This window comes from Paenibacillus sp. NPDC058367 (assembly GCF_042723305.1).
GTDB lineage: Bacteria > Bacillota > Bacilli > Paenibacillales > Paenibacillaceae > Paenibacillus_AQ.
Map to the genome: position 1 here is coordinate 699,914 of NZ_JBHXIZ010000001.1, position 16,926 is coordinate 716,839.

General features: G+C 45.8%; 11 protein-coding genes. 3 read left to right on the top strand and 8 right to left on the bottom strand.

The genetic code is table 11. The features are described 5' to 3' along the window. A partial coding sequence (locus ACFWMP_RS03280) for a X2-like carbohydrate binding domain-containing protein (protein WP_379423490.1) occupies positions 1-2,850 on the bottom strand: 2,850 nt, incomplete at its 3' end. Positions 2,851-3,217: 367 nt separating this feature from the next. Beyond that, positions 3,218-4,459 carry a purple acid phosphatase family protein gene (locus tag ACFWMP_RS03285; RefSeq protein ID WP_379421931.1) on the bottom strand — a complete coding sequence of 414 codons (1,242 nt, stop codon included), beginning with the start codon at positions 4,457-4,459 and terminating at the stop codon, positions 3,218-3,220. Positions 4,460-4,678: 219 nt separating this feature from the next. On the opposite strand from ACFWMP_RS03285, the gene ACFWMP_RS03290 reads away from it, so the two are divergent. The 3 genes from ACFWMP_RS03290 to ACFWMP_RS03300 are packed head-to-tail and all read left to right on the top strand — an operon-like array spanning position 4,679 to position 8,060. Then, a complete protein-coding gene (locus ACFWMP_RS03290; protein ID WP_076298420.1) occupies positions 4,679-5,392 on the top strand; it encodes a polyphosphate polymerase domain-containing protein in 714 nt (237 codons plus the stop codon). A 23-nt stretch (positions 5,393-5,415) separates the two neighbouring features. Continuing rightward, entirely contained in the window at positions 5,416-6,123 is a 708-nt protein-coding gene (locus tag ACFWMP_RS03295) for a DUF4956 domain-containing protein (protein WP_339248529.1), read from the top strand. Positions 6,124-6,152: 29 nt separating this feature from the next. Next, on the top strand, positions 6,153-8,060 hold the full coding sequence (locus tag ACFWMP_RS03300; protein WP_379421933.1) for a CotH kinase family protein: 1,908 nt from the start codon (positions 6,153-6,155) through the stop codon (positions 8,058-8,060). Positions 8,061-8,275: 215 nt separating this feature from the next. Here ACFWMP_RS03300 and ACFWMP_RS03305 read toward each other — a convergent pair whose 3' ends face one another. From ACFWMP_RS03305 to ACFWMP_RS03330, 6 genes are all read right to left on the bottom strand, one after another. Then, positions 8,276-8,923: a DUF1775 domain-containing protein gene (locus ACFWMP_RS03305; RefSeq protein ID WP_379421935.1), complete on the bottom strand. Its 648-nt coding sequence runs from the start codon at positions 8,921-8,923 to the stop codon at positions 8,276-8,278. A 50-nt stretch (positions 8,924-8,973) separates the two neighbouring features. Beyond that, on the bottom strand, positions 8,974-9,639 hold the full coding sequence (locus ACFWMP_RS03310) for a response regulator (protein ID WP_042187189.1): 666 nt from the start codon (positions 9,637-9,639) through the stop codon (positions 8,974-8,976). Further along, the gene (locus tag ACFWMP_RS03315) at positions 9,636-10,430 is read right to left on the bottom strand and encodes a sensor histidine kinase (protein ID WP_379421938.1); all 795 of its coding nucleotides are present in this window, start codon (positions 10,428-10,430) and stop codon (positions 9,636-9,638) included. The genes ACFWMP_RS03310 and ACFWMP_RS03315 overlap by 4 nt, the downstream gene beginning before the upstream one ends. A gap of 269 nt (positions 10,431-10,699) precedes the next feature. After that, positions 10,700-11,659 (bottom strand): hypothetical protein, encoded by a 960-nt coding sequence (locus ACFWMP_RS03320; RefSeq protein WP_379421940.1) that lies wholly within the window; start codon positions 11,657-11,659, stop codon positions 10,700-10,702. A gap of 20 nt (positions 11,660-11,679) precedes the next feature. Further along, the gene (gene cysK, locus ACFWMP_RS03325) at positions 11,680-12,600 is read right to left on the bottom strand and encodes a cysteine synthase A (protein ID WP_042187183.1); all 921 of its coding nucleotides are present in this window, start codon (positions 12,598-12,600) and stop codon (positions 11,680-11,682) included. Between the two features lie 154 nt (positions 12,601-12,754). Beyond that, positions 12,755-16,675 (bottom strand): galactose-binding domain-containing protein, encoded by a 3,921-nt coding sequence (locus tag ACFWMP_RS03330; RefSeq protein WP_379421943.1) that lies wholly within the window; start codon positions 16,673-16,675, stop codon positions 12,755-12,757. Between the last annotated feature and the right edge of the window lie 251 nt (positions 16,676-16,926).

The window sequence follows — 16,926 nt, forward strand, 5'->3', positions numbered from 1 at the left end:
CGCAACCGCTAAGGATTGCGTCGCACCTGCGCTAAAGCTGAACGTCAGCGTGGTCGTTCCTACCGCTTGCGTCGCTAGATACGCCTTCTTAAGGGTTACTGTTGAACCGCTGACAGTATAGTCCGTTCCAGCTGCAAGGCTTGCCGTTCCGTTCTTGATTGTGCTGAGCGTGTTTCCATTCAGCGTCATGGTTACTGCGACGTCGGCCTGATTCGCTGTTTTCTTATCAAAGCTTGCGGTTGTTGGTGTTATCGTGGAGTTACTTACTGGTGTTGTCGTATCCGTCACCGCAACCGCTAAGGATTGCGTCGCACCTGCGCTAAAGCTGAACGTCAGCGTGGTCGTTCCTACCGCTTGCGTCGCTAGATACGCCTTCTTAAGGGTGACGGTAGATCCACTGACCGTGTAATCTGTACCACTAACCAATGTCGCCGTTCCGTTCTTGATTGTGCTGAGCGTGTGTCCATTCAGCGTCATGGTTACTGCGACGTCGGCCTGATTCGCTGTTTTCTTATCGAAGCTTGCAGTTGTTGGAGTAATGGTTGAGCCTGTAGCTGGTAGATTGACAGGATCAGCATACAATGTGCCTCGGCCATTCGTTCCGAGATATACACGTCCGTAAATTCTTGGGTCACCAGTAATCGCCATATTAATCTTGGCGTATTGGTGGGCATCGTCATTAATACGAACCCAAGTTGCGCCAACATCATCGGAACGGAAGACACCCCGCACGCCATCAATCTTCGCTACCGTGTATAGTGCCATGTAAGTTTGACCCGGCGCAGCCTTTCCATAACCAATGAGATCAGCTTCTTGTACGTTGGTTAACTTCGTGAAGCTCGCACCAGAGTTCGTGGAGTGCCACAAACCATACTTATTCTCAGTCGTATTTCCTCCTGCAAACCAGATGTCACCTTCAATACCTGGTACTGCTTTCATGCTGATCTGAGCTTCATTCGGCTGTAATCCAGCTACATTATTGGTTGGGAAACCTGAAGCTGAAGTGGCAGTAAATGTAGCTCCGCCATCCACACTAACATAGAAGACCCCAGCAAAAAATCCATAAAATTTGTTAGCATTCACTCGGTCAGATGCTACTTTTGCTCCTGCAGGTAATCCGGCGCTTGCTGTCCAAGAGTTACCTGTTGTTTTGGAGTAGTACACACCAATATCCGAGGTGCTCCACAAAATAGAGTTCCCACTTGCAGACACAGCTACTTGTCCATGCCCCACTGTTGTTTTGGTGCCATTTGACGGTTCGGAATTTGGCATGTACCAGTTCACTCCACCATCGTTAGAGATACCAATGGATTTCATACTTGGTGTCTTCTCTTTATCTGCACTGCCTACCCGTACCATATATGATGGACTCAACTCTGCATAATCAATACTCATTGTTGTTGCCCATGAAGGACTAGTCTGGAATTTAGTTGGAGCTACCGACAAATCCTCATGACGGAAACCAGAAACGTCACCAAGTGCAGTGATCAAATGGGAGGTTCCCGTTGGCGGGCTTATCAACCCTAATACTGCAGTTTCCTCCACACCTTTTGCCATAACAGAGATATTCACCTTGCCTCCGGTATCCCATGAGGTCAAATTGTTTGAGCCATAAATGGTAGCCCCCGTCCCATACATCATCCGGTTAGAGTTGAAAGGATCAATTTCCAGATCGCCCATCATCCAGCCCAGTTTTGGTGAAGGATCAAGAGAGGTCGAAGTCGTTCCGTGATCGAGCCAAGGTGCTGCTGTGATATCCATACTGAACTTATAAGTTCGTTCTGGATAATTGCCCCAGTCCCAAATTCGGCTCCATGTTGCACCACCGTTAGTACTGCGGAAAATCACTTCATCAGGCCACCAAGCGTTTAAACTGGATACCATAACTGTGTTAGGATTCTGTGCATCCACAGCTAAACCACCGAAGCCATACCAATTATCCGTTCCGGTTGAAGGACTGATGTTCGTCCATGCACCGCTTGTTTTATTGTATTTCCAAACCTCACCTTTACTTCCGTCATAAGGACCTACACCATTGCTATAAGTAATATACAGATCGCCTGTAGATGAAAGCACGCCATGATGTGGCAAGTAGCCTGAAGGTTGTCCTGCCAGAGCTGTCCAAGTTACGCCTCCATCTGTACTTCGATATACGCTGCTTGCTGTATCGGCAACCCCTACATATATCGTTTGAGTCGCATTGCCAAGTGTTCCTGTGCTCTTATCGAACGTAATCCAGGATAAGCCAACGAGATCATTTCCATAATCCAGTGTCGGATTCTGAATATATGTTCCTACATTCGTAAAGGAGGTTACCTTCGACCAAGTAACACCGGAGTCCGTACTTTTCCAGAGCCCATTGCCACTTCTGGCTCCGAAGAATAAAATATTATTCTTATTCGGGTCAATGACGAGGCGTTCACCCGCAGAGCGGCCCGGCATATTGCCACCTACCTTAAAAGGCAGCGGAGTGGTTTGCCAGGTGTTTCCCCGGTCACTAGAACGCATGATCTGACCGTTATTATCCCAGGAGTTAGTATAAGTACCTGTTGCCATATAGACTTTGTTCGGATCAATAGGATCTGTAGCAAGGGCATCTACACCATTCTTATTCCAATCGACCCAGCCTACGGAGTCACTAATCGAAGTCCAACTAGAGGTAGCCTGATTCCATCGATACGCACCACCAATATCTGTTCTGGCATAAATTAAATTGGGTTCGGACTGATTAAAAATAATTCCGGGTACAAAACCACCGCCGGCTCCCGTTACAACACTCTTCCAATTGTAAGGTTCACTTGCGGCCGCATGAGTAGTAGCTGGGAATGCAGAGAATAAAGAGCCTATCATCGCGCCAAGCAGGATTAACAATCCAGTTTTTCGGATACGATTACGAATCACGTTTTACGCCTCCTACAATTTTATTGGTTTGCTTTTGCTTTCCTCCTACTCTGTATCCCTGCTTCTTCCCTCCCCCCTAAATTCGACTATTTAAATTTTTCTGATAACGCTTTCATTATAATGGTAATGTTTTTCATAATCGATAGAAAATGGTTGTATTTTCATGAAGTTTGTCTCTAAAAATCGTACCATTTTCACACCTTAGATTACATTTCACAAGCATAAATGCCTCCCCTAAGAGGAGTGTCAAATCAAAAATCCAGAAGAATCCCAAAAAAGCCCTCTCCACCCTAACGGTGAAGAAAGCTACTACTGGTTAATGCGTAAGCACAAATTCATCCAGCATCTTACCATCCACATCATAAGCCTGATAAGTCAAACTATCCTTGGTAACACTAATCCCTGCGAACATTTGCTTGTAGTTTTGAAAATGCACCGCATGATAGAACTGATCCTCTTTTTTCTCATTAAACTTCCCACCAGATGCATTGGTCACCACATATACCGTACCTTTTTTAGCACCTACCGGATTCTCACCTTCAGGAACGATTTTTCCAGCCCGCAAAGGGTAGGATCTGGAGTACTCATGATTATGCCCCTGCAGCACCAGATCGACCTCATATGCATCAAAAATATCCGTCCAATCTTCAACCTTCTTATATGAATTGCCCCCGTAAGCCGGACGGTGCATCGCAACAATCTTCCATTCCTTATCCGTGCTCTTCAAATCTTGCTTCAGCCACTCAGCTTGCTTTTTCAAATTGCTCTCCGTATTCAATACAGACACATGTACAGGACCGTAATCGAAGGAATACGAGGTGCCCGCAATAGAACCTTTTGCCCCGTTATCTGGCAGGTTGAAATGAGAAGTAAAGTCCGTCGCATCGTCATCAACCTGATCATGATTTCCCGTAACAGGCATTAATGGTGTCCCCGAAAGCAAGCCTTGCACGTTACCAAAAAATTGATCCCAGCCCGCCGAATCCTCCGGATCCTCCGTTAAGTCACCATTATGCACAATAAACTTGGCCTCTGGAAAGGTCTGAAAGGCCTTGCTCAATGTCTTCCCCCACAGTTTAAAATCATCCGCCCTCTCCCCTTGAGAATCCGCGACGTTGATAAACGTAACACTATCTAGTCCAACCTCTTCCGTGGTAAATTCCGCAACTGAACTCCATCCTCCCTCAAGCCCGCTGCCCACTCTGTAAGAATATAACGTCCCAGGTTCAAGTCCTGTAACCTCCGCTTTGTGAACACCTCTGGGACCATGGTCCGTTTTTATGGCGCTACTATTTGCTTCTACCCTTAGTACATCCGATTCTACAAAAGAGGACATCTGTCCCTTTACTAACTCCAGAACTCCTGCGGAATTGGAATCGCTAGTATACCAAGTAAACGCACGACTCGTTCCCGCATCTCCCTTAAAGGTGGTAACAAGATCATACGGGGCTGATGATTTCTTGGAGCTCCCGGATTTGGACCACTCCATCCCAACAGCCACCAAGATCAGAACAATCACTACTATCCCTAGGATGATGGCGAATTTATAGTCTTTCATCACGGCTCCTCCTTCATTTTTCTCTCTAGTCTTCTAACTAAGATAGCCTTCCAGAAAGTCAGAAGTCAAATCTATAGATCTATACTTTTGTTAACGCAGTGTAAAACATTCAGCTAACATTCAGTCTATTTTAAGTTAAGCATAAGGTCTGTCTCCTAGAATTAGTTGTGCAACAAGGTTAGCCAACGACAGAGATAGAGATAGAAACGAGGTGGGAAAATGAGTAACAAGCTTCAATTCCGGCATGAACTAAAATTCTTCATTAACTATCATCAATACCTTGTATTACGCCAACGATTACAGAGTTTGATTGATACAGACCAGCATGCCAATGAAAGTGGCGAATATCATATCCGCAGTTTGTATTTTGACGACATCAACAACTCGGCGCTTGCCGACAAACTCGGAGGTCTCAGAGAACGCGCCAAATATCGTATTCGTATCTACAACATTCAAGACAACATCATTCACTTTGAGAAAAAAATCAAAATGGACGATTATATCGCCAAAATTAAAGAGCCGCTGACCCGTCAAATGTACGACGAGATCATGGCAGGTAACTATGAGGTCCTGAATGTCCCGGACAGTCCACTGTTCATGGAATTATACAATCAGATGCGCCATAACCTTCTTCGGCCGAAGGTCATCGTGGATTATGTTCGCGAGCCCTATGTTTGCCACAACGGCAACGTGCGGATCACGTTCGATAAAGAATTACGTACCGGTCTGCATTCGACGGATATTTTTGATAAGGATTTGCATCCGATTCGGGCGATTGATGAGAACTTTATTATTTTTGAAGTGAAATTCGATGAGTACATTCCGGAATACATTAAGATTGCGCTGCAGTTAGAGGGGCTGAACAGACAGTCCGCTTCAAAATATGTGATCTGCCGCAAATTCTTAAAAACCAACACTTGGGAGGATTATTGATTATGAATGCATCACTAGCAACAATGGCAGCAACCGCAACAACAGATACAACCACAAATACTTTTTCAGATATCATTAAAAACTCGGTGATAGACAACTTTGTCTCCGATATAAGCATCTCGAAAATGCTAATCACGTTAGGTGTGGCTTTTCTGATCGGATACTTTATTTATCTGCTCTATAAACGTGTATTTAGCGGAGTGTTATACTCCAAAAGCTTCAACGTCTCGCTAATGGGCATGACCATGATTACAGCCACTGTCATTATCGCTATCAACTCTAACCTGGTTCTGTCCCTCGGTATGGTCGGCGCATTGTCCATCGTTCGTTTCAGAACGCCGATCAAAGATCCAACTGATCTGATCTTCTTATTCTGGGCAGCAGTCGCAGGGATTGTAACTGGCGCAGGCTTCTTCACTTTGGCTATTGTGGGTTCAATCATAATCGGTCTAATTCTGTTCCTCTTCATCAAGCATTCTTCTATCGAAACACCATATTTGCTGGTCATTAACTGTGATAGCGATGAGAGTGAACATGAAGTCCACAACCATATCACCAAATCCGTGAAACGCTACAACGTGAAGCAAAAAACAGTATCTGCAAACAATATCGAATTAACACTAGAGCTTCGTCTGGATGATAAAGTAGGTGGCTTTGTCAACACAGTTTCCGACCTTAAAGGTGTAAAAAATGCACTTCTGATTAGCTACAGCGGTGACTATGTATCCTAAACATAATAAGATGAAAGGCGGTGCCCCAGATGAAAGCAAGAGGTAAATCTATCCTGCTGAGTCTTTGTTGCCTGCTGCTGGTCATCGCTGTAGCTGGGTGCCAGAACGCAAGTCCATCAGCAACAAACGAAACTGCAACAGATTCTAAGGATAAGGTAGTCTCGAGCGACGAGAAAAATCTAGACGAGCAGGTCTTTCCAAAAGATAAGGTCGTCGATGTCAAAATCACTTTGGACCCGGATGATTTTCAGGATATGCTGGATAATGCCAGCGCGGAAGAATATAAAACCGCATCGGTTGAGTACAACGGCGTTAAATTCGATAACGTTGCCGTGCGGACCAAAGGAAATCTTAGTCTCAGAAGTGTAGTACAGATGACAGACTCTGATCGGTACAGCTTTAAAATTTCTTTTGATGAATATGTGAACCAGAACTTATTCGGCATCAATAAGATCAACCTGAATAACAATTACAGCGATGCTTCTTATATGCGTGAATTTCTGACCTATGAGCTCGCTGAGAGTGTCGGACTCCCGACGCCGAAATATTCCTTCGTTAATGTATACGTCAACGATGAACTGAAGGGCTTCTACCTCGCGGTGGAACAGATCGGCGACGCATATTTGGAACGCAATTTCGGGAACTCTTACGGCGCACTTTATAAAGGGGAAATGACCGGTCAGGGCAGTGACTTGACTTGGCTTGGTGACGACCCTTCCCTCTATACCGGATTAGTAATGAAGTCGGATAAATCTAACGATGAAATTCTGATCGATATGCTGAATGAGCTTAATAACGGCACCGATTATGAAAAATACATCGACGTAGAGGAATCGCTGAAGTATATCGCTCTAAATGCGGTCACGGCAAATATGGACAGTTATTTAGGTGGTAATAAACAAAATTATTACTTATATGAAGACGAAGGCGTCTTCTCGATCCTGCCGTGGGATTATAATATGGCTTTTGGCGGCATGGGCAGCGCAGACGTACTGATTGACGAGCCTACACAAGGCACGCTGGCTGAACGTCCTCTGATTGCGAAGCTACTTGCTAACGACGAATACAAAGCGAAATATCACGAGATCGTCAGCGAAATGATTAATGGCTATCTAGCGGATGATACGTTTCAAACTAGAATGGATCAGCTGGACATGATGATTTCCAGCTATGTCAAAGCAGATCCTTCTGCTTTCTACACCTTCGAGCAATATGAAGAAGGGATTAAGTCTGTTAAGACCTTCATGTCGAACATGGCTAAAAATATCCAGCAGCAGCTCGACGGAACCATCCCTTCCTCCGGTGACGGATCGGGAAGCGGTATGGGTGGTGGCATGGGCGGCGGCGGCTTTGGAGGTGGTGCTAGGAATGGCGCTGGTGCTGGAGAAGGCGCGAACGGCGCGGGTAACGGGCAGACTGGCGCGGGGGCGGATCAGAGCGCGGGTGGTGCTGCACCGAACGCCGAAAGCGGGCAAGCTGCCACGGATGGGCAGGCTCCTCAGGGCGGCGCAGGCGGTGAGCCCGGTGCCATGGGCGGACCGGCTATCCCTGATGCCGGCGCGGGTCCCGGCAGTAACACGCAAGCAACAGCTGGCGGGCAAGCTGCTCAAGGTGGTCAAACCAACACCGACGGGCAAGCCGCTCAGGGTGCGCAGACCAATACCGATGGGCAAGCCGCTCAAGGTGGATTCACTGGAGGGCCTGGCGGTGCACCGGGTGCCATGGGTGGACCAGCTATCCCTGAAGGTGGAAATGGCCCTGGCGGTGGCGGAATGGGTGGCGGTATGCCTGGTGGCATGGGTGGTAACTTTGGCGGCAGTGCTGGCGCTATGCAGCAAAAAGGCAGCACGAGTGAAGCCATCACTACTGGGGTCGCGATACTTCTCTTACTGCTGACTGCAGTCTTTGTGACCTTCTATAAGCGGAAACGGCTGTAGCCAAGTAAAAGTAATTCACAACAAAAAAACATAAAAGAAGCTCCCGTCGTTTATCGGCTGGGGCTTCTTTCATGTCCTAAAGATCATATTGCCAAATTTCCACAAAAAAACCGTGAACAGTCTCAAACTTCACTCGAGACTGTTCACAGTTATAAATTCAAACTTTTCTCTTATCAAAGTATCCAACTCAGATCACGGAATCCAACGATCTCCGCTTACTCTTTCCGCCCGCGCAATATACTTATAGCCGCTATTAAAAAGGCAAGTAAAGATATCCCGACTGCGATGTAGACCATTGGATTGACACTGTTTGATTTTTCCTCATCTTTCATAATAGCATTATGCTCTTCCATGCTCATGGAATCGCTCTTGACATTGGAACCGTGAGAATGTTCATCCCCACCGGAAGCTTGTACAATTGTAGTAATGGAATGCGGATTCTCTGTTCCAGCCTCACCGGACCATTGCACCAAGCTTCCATCGGCATAGTGCTGATAAGCATCCCATGCAATGTCGCCAGCGCCATCAGGGTTCTTGGCCGTAAAGTAGAAGCGTTGGAATTGCCCCTTCTGAATGCCCTCACCATTAGCTATCCAGCTAACCTTATTCCCCTCAATGGTAACATCCCATCCGGGTGTAGCCTCATATTGTTTAAACTCGGCACCTGCTGGAACTCGTAGATCAACTTGTACAGTTGCCACGTCTTTTTCCGAAGGAACCTTTAATGTATAAGTCTCCCATGCCCCCGTGCTAGATTGTGCTGGTGCCACGGTTACGTGCGCGCTAGCCACTGCTGCGAACAATAACAGTGTTGCTGCAGCTGGTGCGAATAACGTCATTATTTTTCGAGATAATCTGTTCATAGTTAGCCTCTTCTCATCAATAATTATATATCTTCGTCCTTAATTCCCTGCTATACATCTTTCGAAAAATCTCGTTTACGCGAAGCAAGCCCTTGCTCCAAGGCATAACGCGTCAGCTGCGTTCGGTTTTGGAGTTGCAGCTTTTGGAGGATGTTCTTCAAATGGTTTTTTACGGTATGCTCCGAAATCCCCAAGCTCACTGCAATCTCCTTGTTTTTTGATCCAGAAGATACACAGCTTAAAATTTCTTTCTCTCTAGCCGTCAACGACTCCCCTTCATCCGTTACAGAGGGTACGGTGAACTCCTTCAAGATTTGAAAAGCCAGCTCCCGACTAAGCGGTGCTTCTTCATTAACAATGGCCTGCAAATATTGAATCCAGGTGGAAGGTGCCAGATTCTTTAGCAAATACCCCTGTGCTCCTTGCTTTAGCGCTTCGAGGAGGTGGGAAATTTCGTCCGATACGGTAACGATAACGATTTTGACATAAGGATATTCCTGCTTGATCCGGCGAGTCGTCTCCAGCCCGTCCATTTCCGGCATCTGAATATCGATTAGGATGAGATCAGGCATCCACTGGGCTGTGAAAGCGATCGCTTCAGCACCACTCTCCACTACTCCAATGACCTCAAAACTATCATCCATGGACAAAATCTCGCACATCGCCTCACGTGCATGCGCATGGTCATCTACAACTAAAACCCGGTATCGGCTCATGGACTGACTTCCCCTTTCGTAATTTCAACCTGGGTGCCTGTGTCACCAGAAGTCAGCCTAAGCTTCCAGCCCATCCCCTCGACACGTTCCTTCATGATCTGAAGTCCGTAGCTGCCACTCACTTCAAATGGATCATACTGAAATCCTTCTCCATTGTCTGTAACAACTACCCTCCAGTTCTTCTCATCGCCAGCGCCAGTAATTGAAACCAGTCCAGCTCGTGTATGCTTACGAACATTAATGATCGCTTCGCGAATACAGGATAACAATTCTGATTTTTCCGAAGGGGAGAGCGCATCATCTTGCAGGCTCCATTCGAGAGAGGCTTCAATCATAATCTCGTTCGCCATCTGGGTTAGCTGATCTTTTACCGACTGTTCCAATGAAAAAGAACTCTGCTCTGAGACCGGAATCTTCAGATTGGCAATGGCCTGCCGCACATAACGGTTCACCTCATGGACCGTCTTTTTGATCTGATCCACATTTTCCTCACTGACCTCACCATTCTTGCGGCTTGCTTCTAACCGGTCGATTTTGACAGATAAGAGAAATAAAGATTGCGCCATTCCATCATGCAGTTCTTTGGCAAGTCCTTCCCGAGCCTTCATTGCATCTTTAAGCGCACGTTCCTGCTCCAGCTCCCGCTGATTCCGTTCCATAAGAGAGAACAAAGGGACGAGCAACACAAGACTGACTAAAAACACCAGGACTGGCGTCAAATAGTTCCCCAAATCCATAGAAATATAAGGCATTAGAAACTGGTGACGCACAATCTCCCAGATCCCCACCATTAGCGTTGGCAATAACAGGATCATATACTTTATTTGTTTATACGTTGCCGTCCCCTCCTGCACATCTTATGCTTAACAATATCACCGTCTCATCTAAGCGACATGACTCGATCGGGCTATATAGACCCATTAATGTTACAAATTTAAGTATTTTAAAAGGTGATTGCTGACATTCATAATATCATAAGCAGGCTTTCTTATATTGTAGCAAAAAAAAGATACATCTCACGATGCACCATGTCATTTCTACTTTTACTGCGAAATCCTACCTAAAGTGGTGAAGTATAACGTCCATATTGGATATCCATTTCTTTAAACGAATCTCCCTCTCCTTTCAGAAAAAACGTATTTACTCCCTCTGAGCCCCACCAATTCAGGCCGAGTAATGGGCCCTCTGAGGTATAAGCAGCAAAAAGGATGGAGAACATTTCAGGCATAACCTCTCCGCCATCATCCACCCGCCAGACCGAATATTCATCTCCTTGAATCACCGCTGGATAGTCCATGAAGGTAAATTCATCTTTTTCTTTCCAAACGAGACTAAATAACATATTCTGATCCAGCCTTACGAATTGAACGAGATACAGCTGTCGATCTGTAGATAGGTCTGCCAGCTTCCAGATTTTCTGAATTTCACGTTTTTTCGTATCTACAATACGCTGTCGAATACTTTCCTCCACAGTAGATAAAGCTTCTTGACCCTCTAAGGATTCAATAGGCAAAAGCGCATCAACCTTAAAGTCTGTTTGATCCGTCAAATAGTAGGTTTCATCCGGGGTCGCACTTGCTTCTTCCACCGTAAAAAGATAACCCGCCAGATTTACAAAATTATGTGCCATCTCCCGGCCATTGCTGTTCTCTGTTCCATCCTGCCATTTATTAAATTTAACCTTTAACACATTCCCCTGATCACCAATAGCCTCATTTAATTGTGCCATCTCCTGATCCAGCCCTTTTTCATGCCCGGTAACTAGAATATTCCGCCCCTCTGCATCCGCAAAGCCAAAATTCGTCTTCAGCTTCTCAGTATCTAGATAAGCTTCAGTCTTCTGCTTGCTTGGAGTTGGTAATGGCTCTGCGCTTGGAGGAAGCGTTGGTGAAGGTAGTACAGTTTCAGCACTTTGTTCCGGTGTAGACTCAACATGATCGCCATCACTGGTCATAGAGTTGTTGCTGGAACAACCCACCAACATAAGAGCAATAAAGAAACTTACCATAAGCTTATTCATTCTTTTTCCTCCAAACGAAGTTAGAATATTCCCATGCTCAGGTAACGTTCCCCCGCATCAGGTGCAATACATAGCACTCGCTTGCCGGCCCCGAGGCGCCGTGCTTCCTGCAATGCTGTCCATACTGCGGCTCCACCTGATGGTCCAAGCAGAATTCCTTCCTGTGCTGCCAGCATTCTCACGGTATTCAGTGCATCTTCATCCGAAACTTGAACAATTTCATCGTAGACCTTTGTATTCAGAATGGCGGGTATAAAGCCCGGACTGGTTCCAACCAGCTTATGCGGTCCAGGCTTTCCACCGGATAATACTGGTGAGCCCTGCGGCTCAACAACTAGAATGCGAATATCTGGAAGCTGCTCACGCAACACTTCCCCAGTTCCAGTTATCGTACCACCTGTTCCCGAAGAAGCAACGAACACGTCCAGCTTCCCTTCCATTTGCTCCATAATTTCAAGAGCTGTCGTAGTACGGTGAATGTCAGGGTTCGCTTTGTTCTCAAATTGCTGTGGAATAAAGCTGTTTGCCACTTCTTTCCCTAGCGCAATTGCTTTTGCAATAGCTCCCGGCATCCGCTCCGCTGCAGGAGTCAGCACAACTTCAGCGCCATAAGCCTTTAGAATATTGATTCGTTCCTTCGTCATATTGTCAGGCATGACAAGAATCGCTTTATAGCCTTTTGCAGCGGCATTCATAGCCAATCCAATGCCTGTATTTCCGCTTGTCGGCTCTATAATGGTCCCTCCGGGCTTCAGCAGCCCGGCTAGTTCTGCTTGCAGGATCAGATTATAAGCTGCTCTATCCTTTACACTGCCACTGGGATTGAAGCGTTCCAGCTTTACATATAGTTCTGCATCTTGGGGGGTGGTCAACCGATTTAGTCGCACAACCGGTGTATTCCCAATCAGCTCAGTTATATTGTTAACAACTAGTGGTGTCATATATAGTGCCTCCTTCATTACTTTACATACCCTTCATTGTAACTTGAGTGGCACCTCCTGTCGATTCTGGAGCTTGCAAGCTCCCTAAGTTAAAAAGCCGCCTCCCAAATTTATGGGTAGGCGGCTTCATTATAACTGACTACTGATCTACAATTTACGGATTCACGTTAATGGTAAAAGTAGAAGTATTATTCTTAATATTTGTTACCGTGTTCGTAATCTTTAGATTGTTGAAGGTTGCTGAGCCTCTGGCTGGACCTTGACCAGCCTCAGCAGCTTCATTCACCCAGATACCCACTCCGGATTTACTATCAAAAGCATCGCCGCTCTTCTGCGCACCGGTAATTGTAACATTATTAAAGATGGTATCTGTTACAGGGAATTGTGGAGTGGAACCTACATAGTTGGTCTGGAACATGATGCCATGATAGGTCGGATCAATGATATCCACATCATTGACTCGGATACCTTGGAAGACCTTGGAGGCCGAGAATACCCAGATCGCCGGGAAAGTCTGCGCGCCCCAGAAATGCCCACCTGCACGAACAATAGAAATATTCTCAAAATTCGTAGTCGGTGAAGCTCCGAAGCCATTCATCGGATATCCAAAGTCTAAAGAGCTGATTGTAATCCCGGAGTAGCAAAGTGTATCCGCAATATAAATATTACGGAAGGTATTTGCGTATCCACCATAGACAGCTACACCAGCAGCACGCCAAGTCAAGATTGAAGTGAGGTTCTCATAGATGTTATCCTTCATATCTGCACCACCAGAATCAATCGCCGAGAACAATGCAAAGCTATCATCACCTGTTGCCCGTGCTTCAATATTAGACACCAGGTTATTCGTGCTTCCATTAGTCATATTGATGCCGTCAGCGAAGGTGTTACGTATACGGGAGTTTTTAATCACCATGTTATCGGTATTGGCTCCCCAGTACATACAGACCTGATGTTCAGTCCAGATGTTGTCGATCGTAATGTTCGCCACATTGGAGAAATCAAATACTTTACCAGGACCGTCGATACGAGAAGTATAGTTTCCGAAATAAGCGAAATTTGCAAAGGTAGATCCATTCGCAGTATCACTGGCTCGGAATCCGACATCGGTATTCTCTTGGTTAGTTGGAGCAATGAACCTTGTATACCAAGGACCCGCACCGATAACCTTCACTGCCTTGCCGTAGACCTGAAACTTGTTAGAGGTCTGATAGTTTCCTGGTGGCAAATATACACCTACGAGATTTCCTGTGGTGTCCATCCGCACTTTATCAAGCGCATTTTGAACATCCTGATGCGTAAAGCCTGCAGGAACAGTGTATTTAGTCGGATCTGGATTAGCAATCGGTGAAACCTGCTCAAGACTGATGAAGTCGATGGCGTATTGGGAAGTGTTAGTGGAATCCTTTTGTAAACGGATCGTACTTCCTGCCGGAATGGTACTATCAAACATAATGTTAGCTTCATCATAAATATGCCGTGGAGAACCTGCGCTTGGCGAATTTCCAGGACTTGTCTCAGAACCGTACAACCATGCATATTTAGAGGTTAAGTTAATAGCTTTGCTAAAGACACCATTAACATAGATGTTAAGCGTAGCATTTGTGCCGTCACCACTCGCTGAATCTGGAATCGAGAAACGAGTAACCAGAGTGTTCGTGCTGGCTTTTGTCGTGAATTCAACATAGCTACCTGTGGTGTTCAGAGTGACTGCTCTTCTGCCTGAAGCCTCACCTGCAGGATCGCCGATGGTCCGGTTGGCTGAAAGTTTCACGGCCCCACCGCCAATAACTCCATCCTCAGCCTCATACATGTCGTAAGGCATGTTCGCACCTCGACCGATGAACAGTGACTGCGTCTGAATATTATTAGCCCGTTTTACAGGCAGCTCATTAGCATCTACTGCAATTTCACTCTTCACAGTATATTTGCCATTTCCTGCAGTCCAATTGCCAAGAGCTACAGGCGCTGTGGTCACCCCACTTGCGATCACGCCGTTATAAGAGCCTGTTAGAGTCTTAACCACCGCATTCGTAGTAGCATCTAAAACCGTCAGAGTTATGTTATGCGCACCACTCGCGGAAGCTGCTGTACCTTGATTCTTAATGGCAACTGAGAAGCTTACAGTGTTGCCGCCTGCTGGATTGCCAGGTGTCCAACTGACGGAGGAAGCAACCAGATCAGAACTGGACACTGGAGCAATAATAAGGGAAGCCGGACTAGTAAAACTATTATTCCCCTCATTTGATTCAATCACTGTATTATTCTCATCGACCTTTGCACTTAATGAGTAGGTTGCTGCATCTTTTGCGCCCAAGTTAAGAGATACGCTCGTTGATGCGCCAGCAGCTAGAGCACCTACTGGACTAGTACCTACAAGGGTAGTGCCCAAATAAAAGTTCACATTAGTTGCAGCAGATGCTAGAGATCCGATATTCTTAACTATTGCATTAAGTGTAATGGCATCCGTCTCAATTGGAGAGGTTGGAGTCCATGTAAGAGCAGTCACCGTCAAATCTGGATTCGCAGATGGTGTACCAATTACCTGAAATTCAGCAATTTGTCCAGCACTTGAACCAGAGTTGGTAGTGATCTTTAGCTGCAATTCACTAGCCGTAGCCGTGACCGGAATCGTCACTGTATTACCGGTTGCCGGATTAAAGGTATACACGGTCGCAGGTACAAGACTCGTAAAAGCCGTTGTATTCTGATTATGCCCAAGGACTTGAATGGTCTGAGTACGTGTCGACCACGCCGATGCAGGATTCAGCTTGAGAACAACCGATGTAACATCAGCATTGCTGCCCAAATTAACAGTTAATGTGTTCGGATAACTTCCCCCTGCCCCCTCCCAATAAGTAGTTACATCACCGTCATTCGCATTCGTCTGCACAAAGATAAAGACCGAGGACGACGCAGTTATACTTTTGTTCAAAGCCAAATTTGAACCCGTCCCAGGTGTTGGGGTTACCGTTGGTGTCGGTGTTGGTGTCGGTGTTGGCGTTGGGGTTACCGTTGGTGTTGGGGTTACTGTCGGTGTCGGTGTTGGTGTTGGTGTTGGTGTTGGTGTTGCCGTTGGTGTTGCCGTTGGTGTTGCCGTTGGCATTGGGGTTGGCGTTGCCGTTGGTGATGGTGTTGCTGTCGGTGCTGAAGATGGAGTAAGGATCAGGTTGTCCAGATTCACGTTTCCAGTATCACCAGCGTCATATTTATAAGTAATCGTATTAGCACCAGCATTCAAGGCTAGCGTTTCAACCTTTGTGGACCATGTATTCCAGTTGGCCAGATTTAAAAGAGAAGATTGCTTTAATTTCGTCCCATTTACATAAATACTTACCGTTTTTGTGCTGCCTGAAGCATTTGCATATTTTAATGCGGCATCATAGTTTCCAGCAGAGGCAACATTAACACTAAAGGCAGTCGTTGCTCCTTGTGTCAAATAGCCATCTACAAATCCGGTTCCGGTATAACCGGTATGATCTGTATTGACTTTTGCTCCACCGGATAAAGCAGCATTCTCCGCTTCATATCCTGTTGTTGGAAGTGTCGTTGTGCTGCCATAAATCTCAAATTCCGATAACTGTGCTGCTGGCCATCCTGTATTTGCCGTGAAGTTCAATTTAACATATCTAGCACTCGCAGCTGTAAAATTAATGGTCACAGTATTAGATCCGCTTGCTGGATTAAAGGTGTAATTGGCAGAGGCTGCTAAATTAGTGTAAGTAGAATCATCAGAGCTTCCCTCCACCGACAACGTTTGGGTTCTTGTTTCCCAGTTCGTCGGCAGTTTTAGAACAACCTGATTGACACTGCTTACGTCGCCTAAGTCCACTTTAATCCATTGCGGGAATGCGTTACTTACACTCTCCCAATACGTTCCTTGATTGCTGTCATTGGCATTAGTTGCTACATAAACATCGCCAAATGAGCTTGAAGTAATGCTTTTACCTTGGGCTAAATTCCCCGCAGCTAAACTCACCGAGGGGTACAACGCTAATTGACCTACAAACAATATTACAATCAAAAAATACATTACTGCCGACTTACCCGTATTTTTTTTAGAAGCTGCTATCATTAGAGAACCACCTCCCAAAGTTTTGTGAAGCTATGCAGCCAATAAGAATACGCTTTCAAAATAGTATTGTTATAGACATTCGCCTCCTAAAATGGACCTGATAGTTTTCAACGAGACTTAACAATCGTTTTATTATTAGCTGCCTGTCCTCCCGTATCCTTGACTCTGACTTCAATAAGTCACTGATCTATACCCAGAGGTTGACCACAAACTAACTAATAATGGTAATAATATAAGTTATAGGCAGGTGG

Excerpts from the sequence above, each read along its gene's own strand:
- ACFWMP_RS03285 (WP_379421931.1), bottom strand. The coding sequence starts at position 4,459 with ATGAAAGACTATAAATTCGCCATCATCCTAGGGATAGTAGTGATTGTT.
- ACFWMP_RS03290 (WP_076298420.1), top strand. The coding sequence starts at position 4,679 with ATGAGTAACAAGCTTCAATTCCGGCATGAACTAAAATTCTTCATTAAC.
- ACFWMP_RS03295 (WP_339248529.1), top strand. The coding sequence starts at position 5,416 with ATGGCAGCAACCGCAACAACAGATACAACCACAAATACTTTTTCAGAT.
- ACFWMP_RS03300 (WP_379421933.1), top strand. The coding sequence starts at position 6,153 with ATGAAAGCAAGAGGTAAATCTATCCTGCTGAGTCTTTGTTGCCTGCTG.
- ACFWMP_RS03305 (WP_379421935.1), bottom strand. The coding sequence starts at position 8,923 with ATGAACAGATTATCTCGAAAAATAATGACGTTATTCGCACCAGCTGCA.
- ACFWMP_RS03310 (WP_042187189.1), bottom strand. The coding sequence starts at position 9,639 with ATGAGCCGATACCGGGTTTTAGTTGTAGATGACCATGCGCATGCACGT.
- ACFWMP_RS03315 (WP_379421938.1), bottom strand. The coding sequence starts at position 10,430 with ATGGTGGGGATCTGGGAGATTGTGCGTCACCAGTTTCTAATGCCTTAT.
- ACFWMP_RS03320 (WP_379421940.1), bottom strand. The coding sequence starts at position 11,659 with ATGAATAAGCTTATGGTAAGTTTCTTTATTGCTCTTATGTTGGTGGGT.
- cysK (WP_042187183.1), bottom strand. The coding sequence starts at position 12,600 with ATGACACCACTAGTTGTTAACAATATAACTGAGCTGATTGGGAATACA.
- ACFWMP_RS03330 (WP_379421943.1), bottom strand. The coding sequence starts at position 16,675 with ATGATAGCAGCTTCTAAAAAAAATACGGGTAAGTCGGCAGTAATGTAT.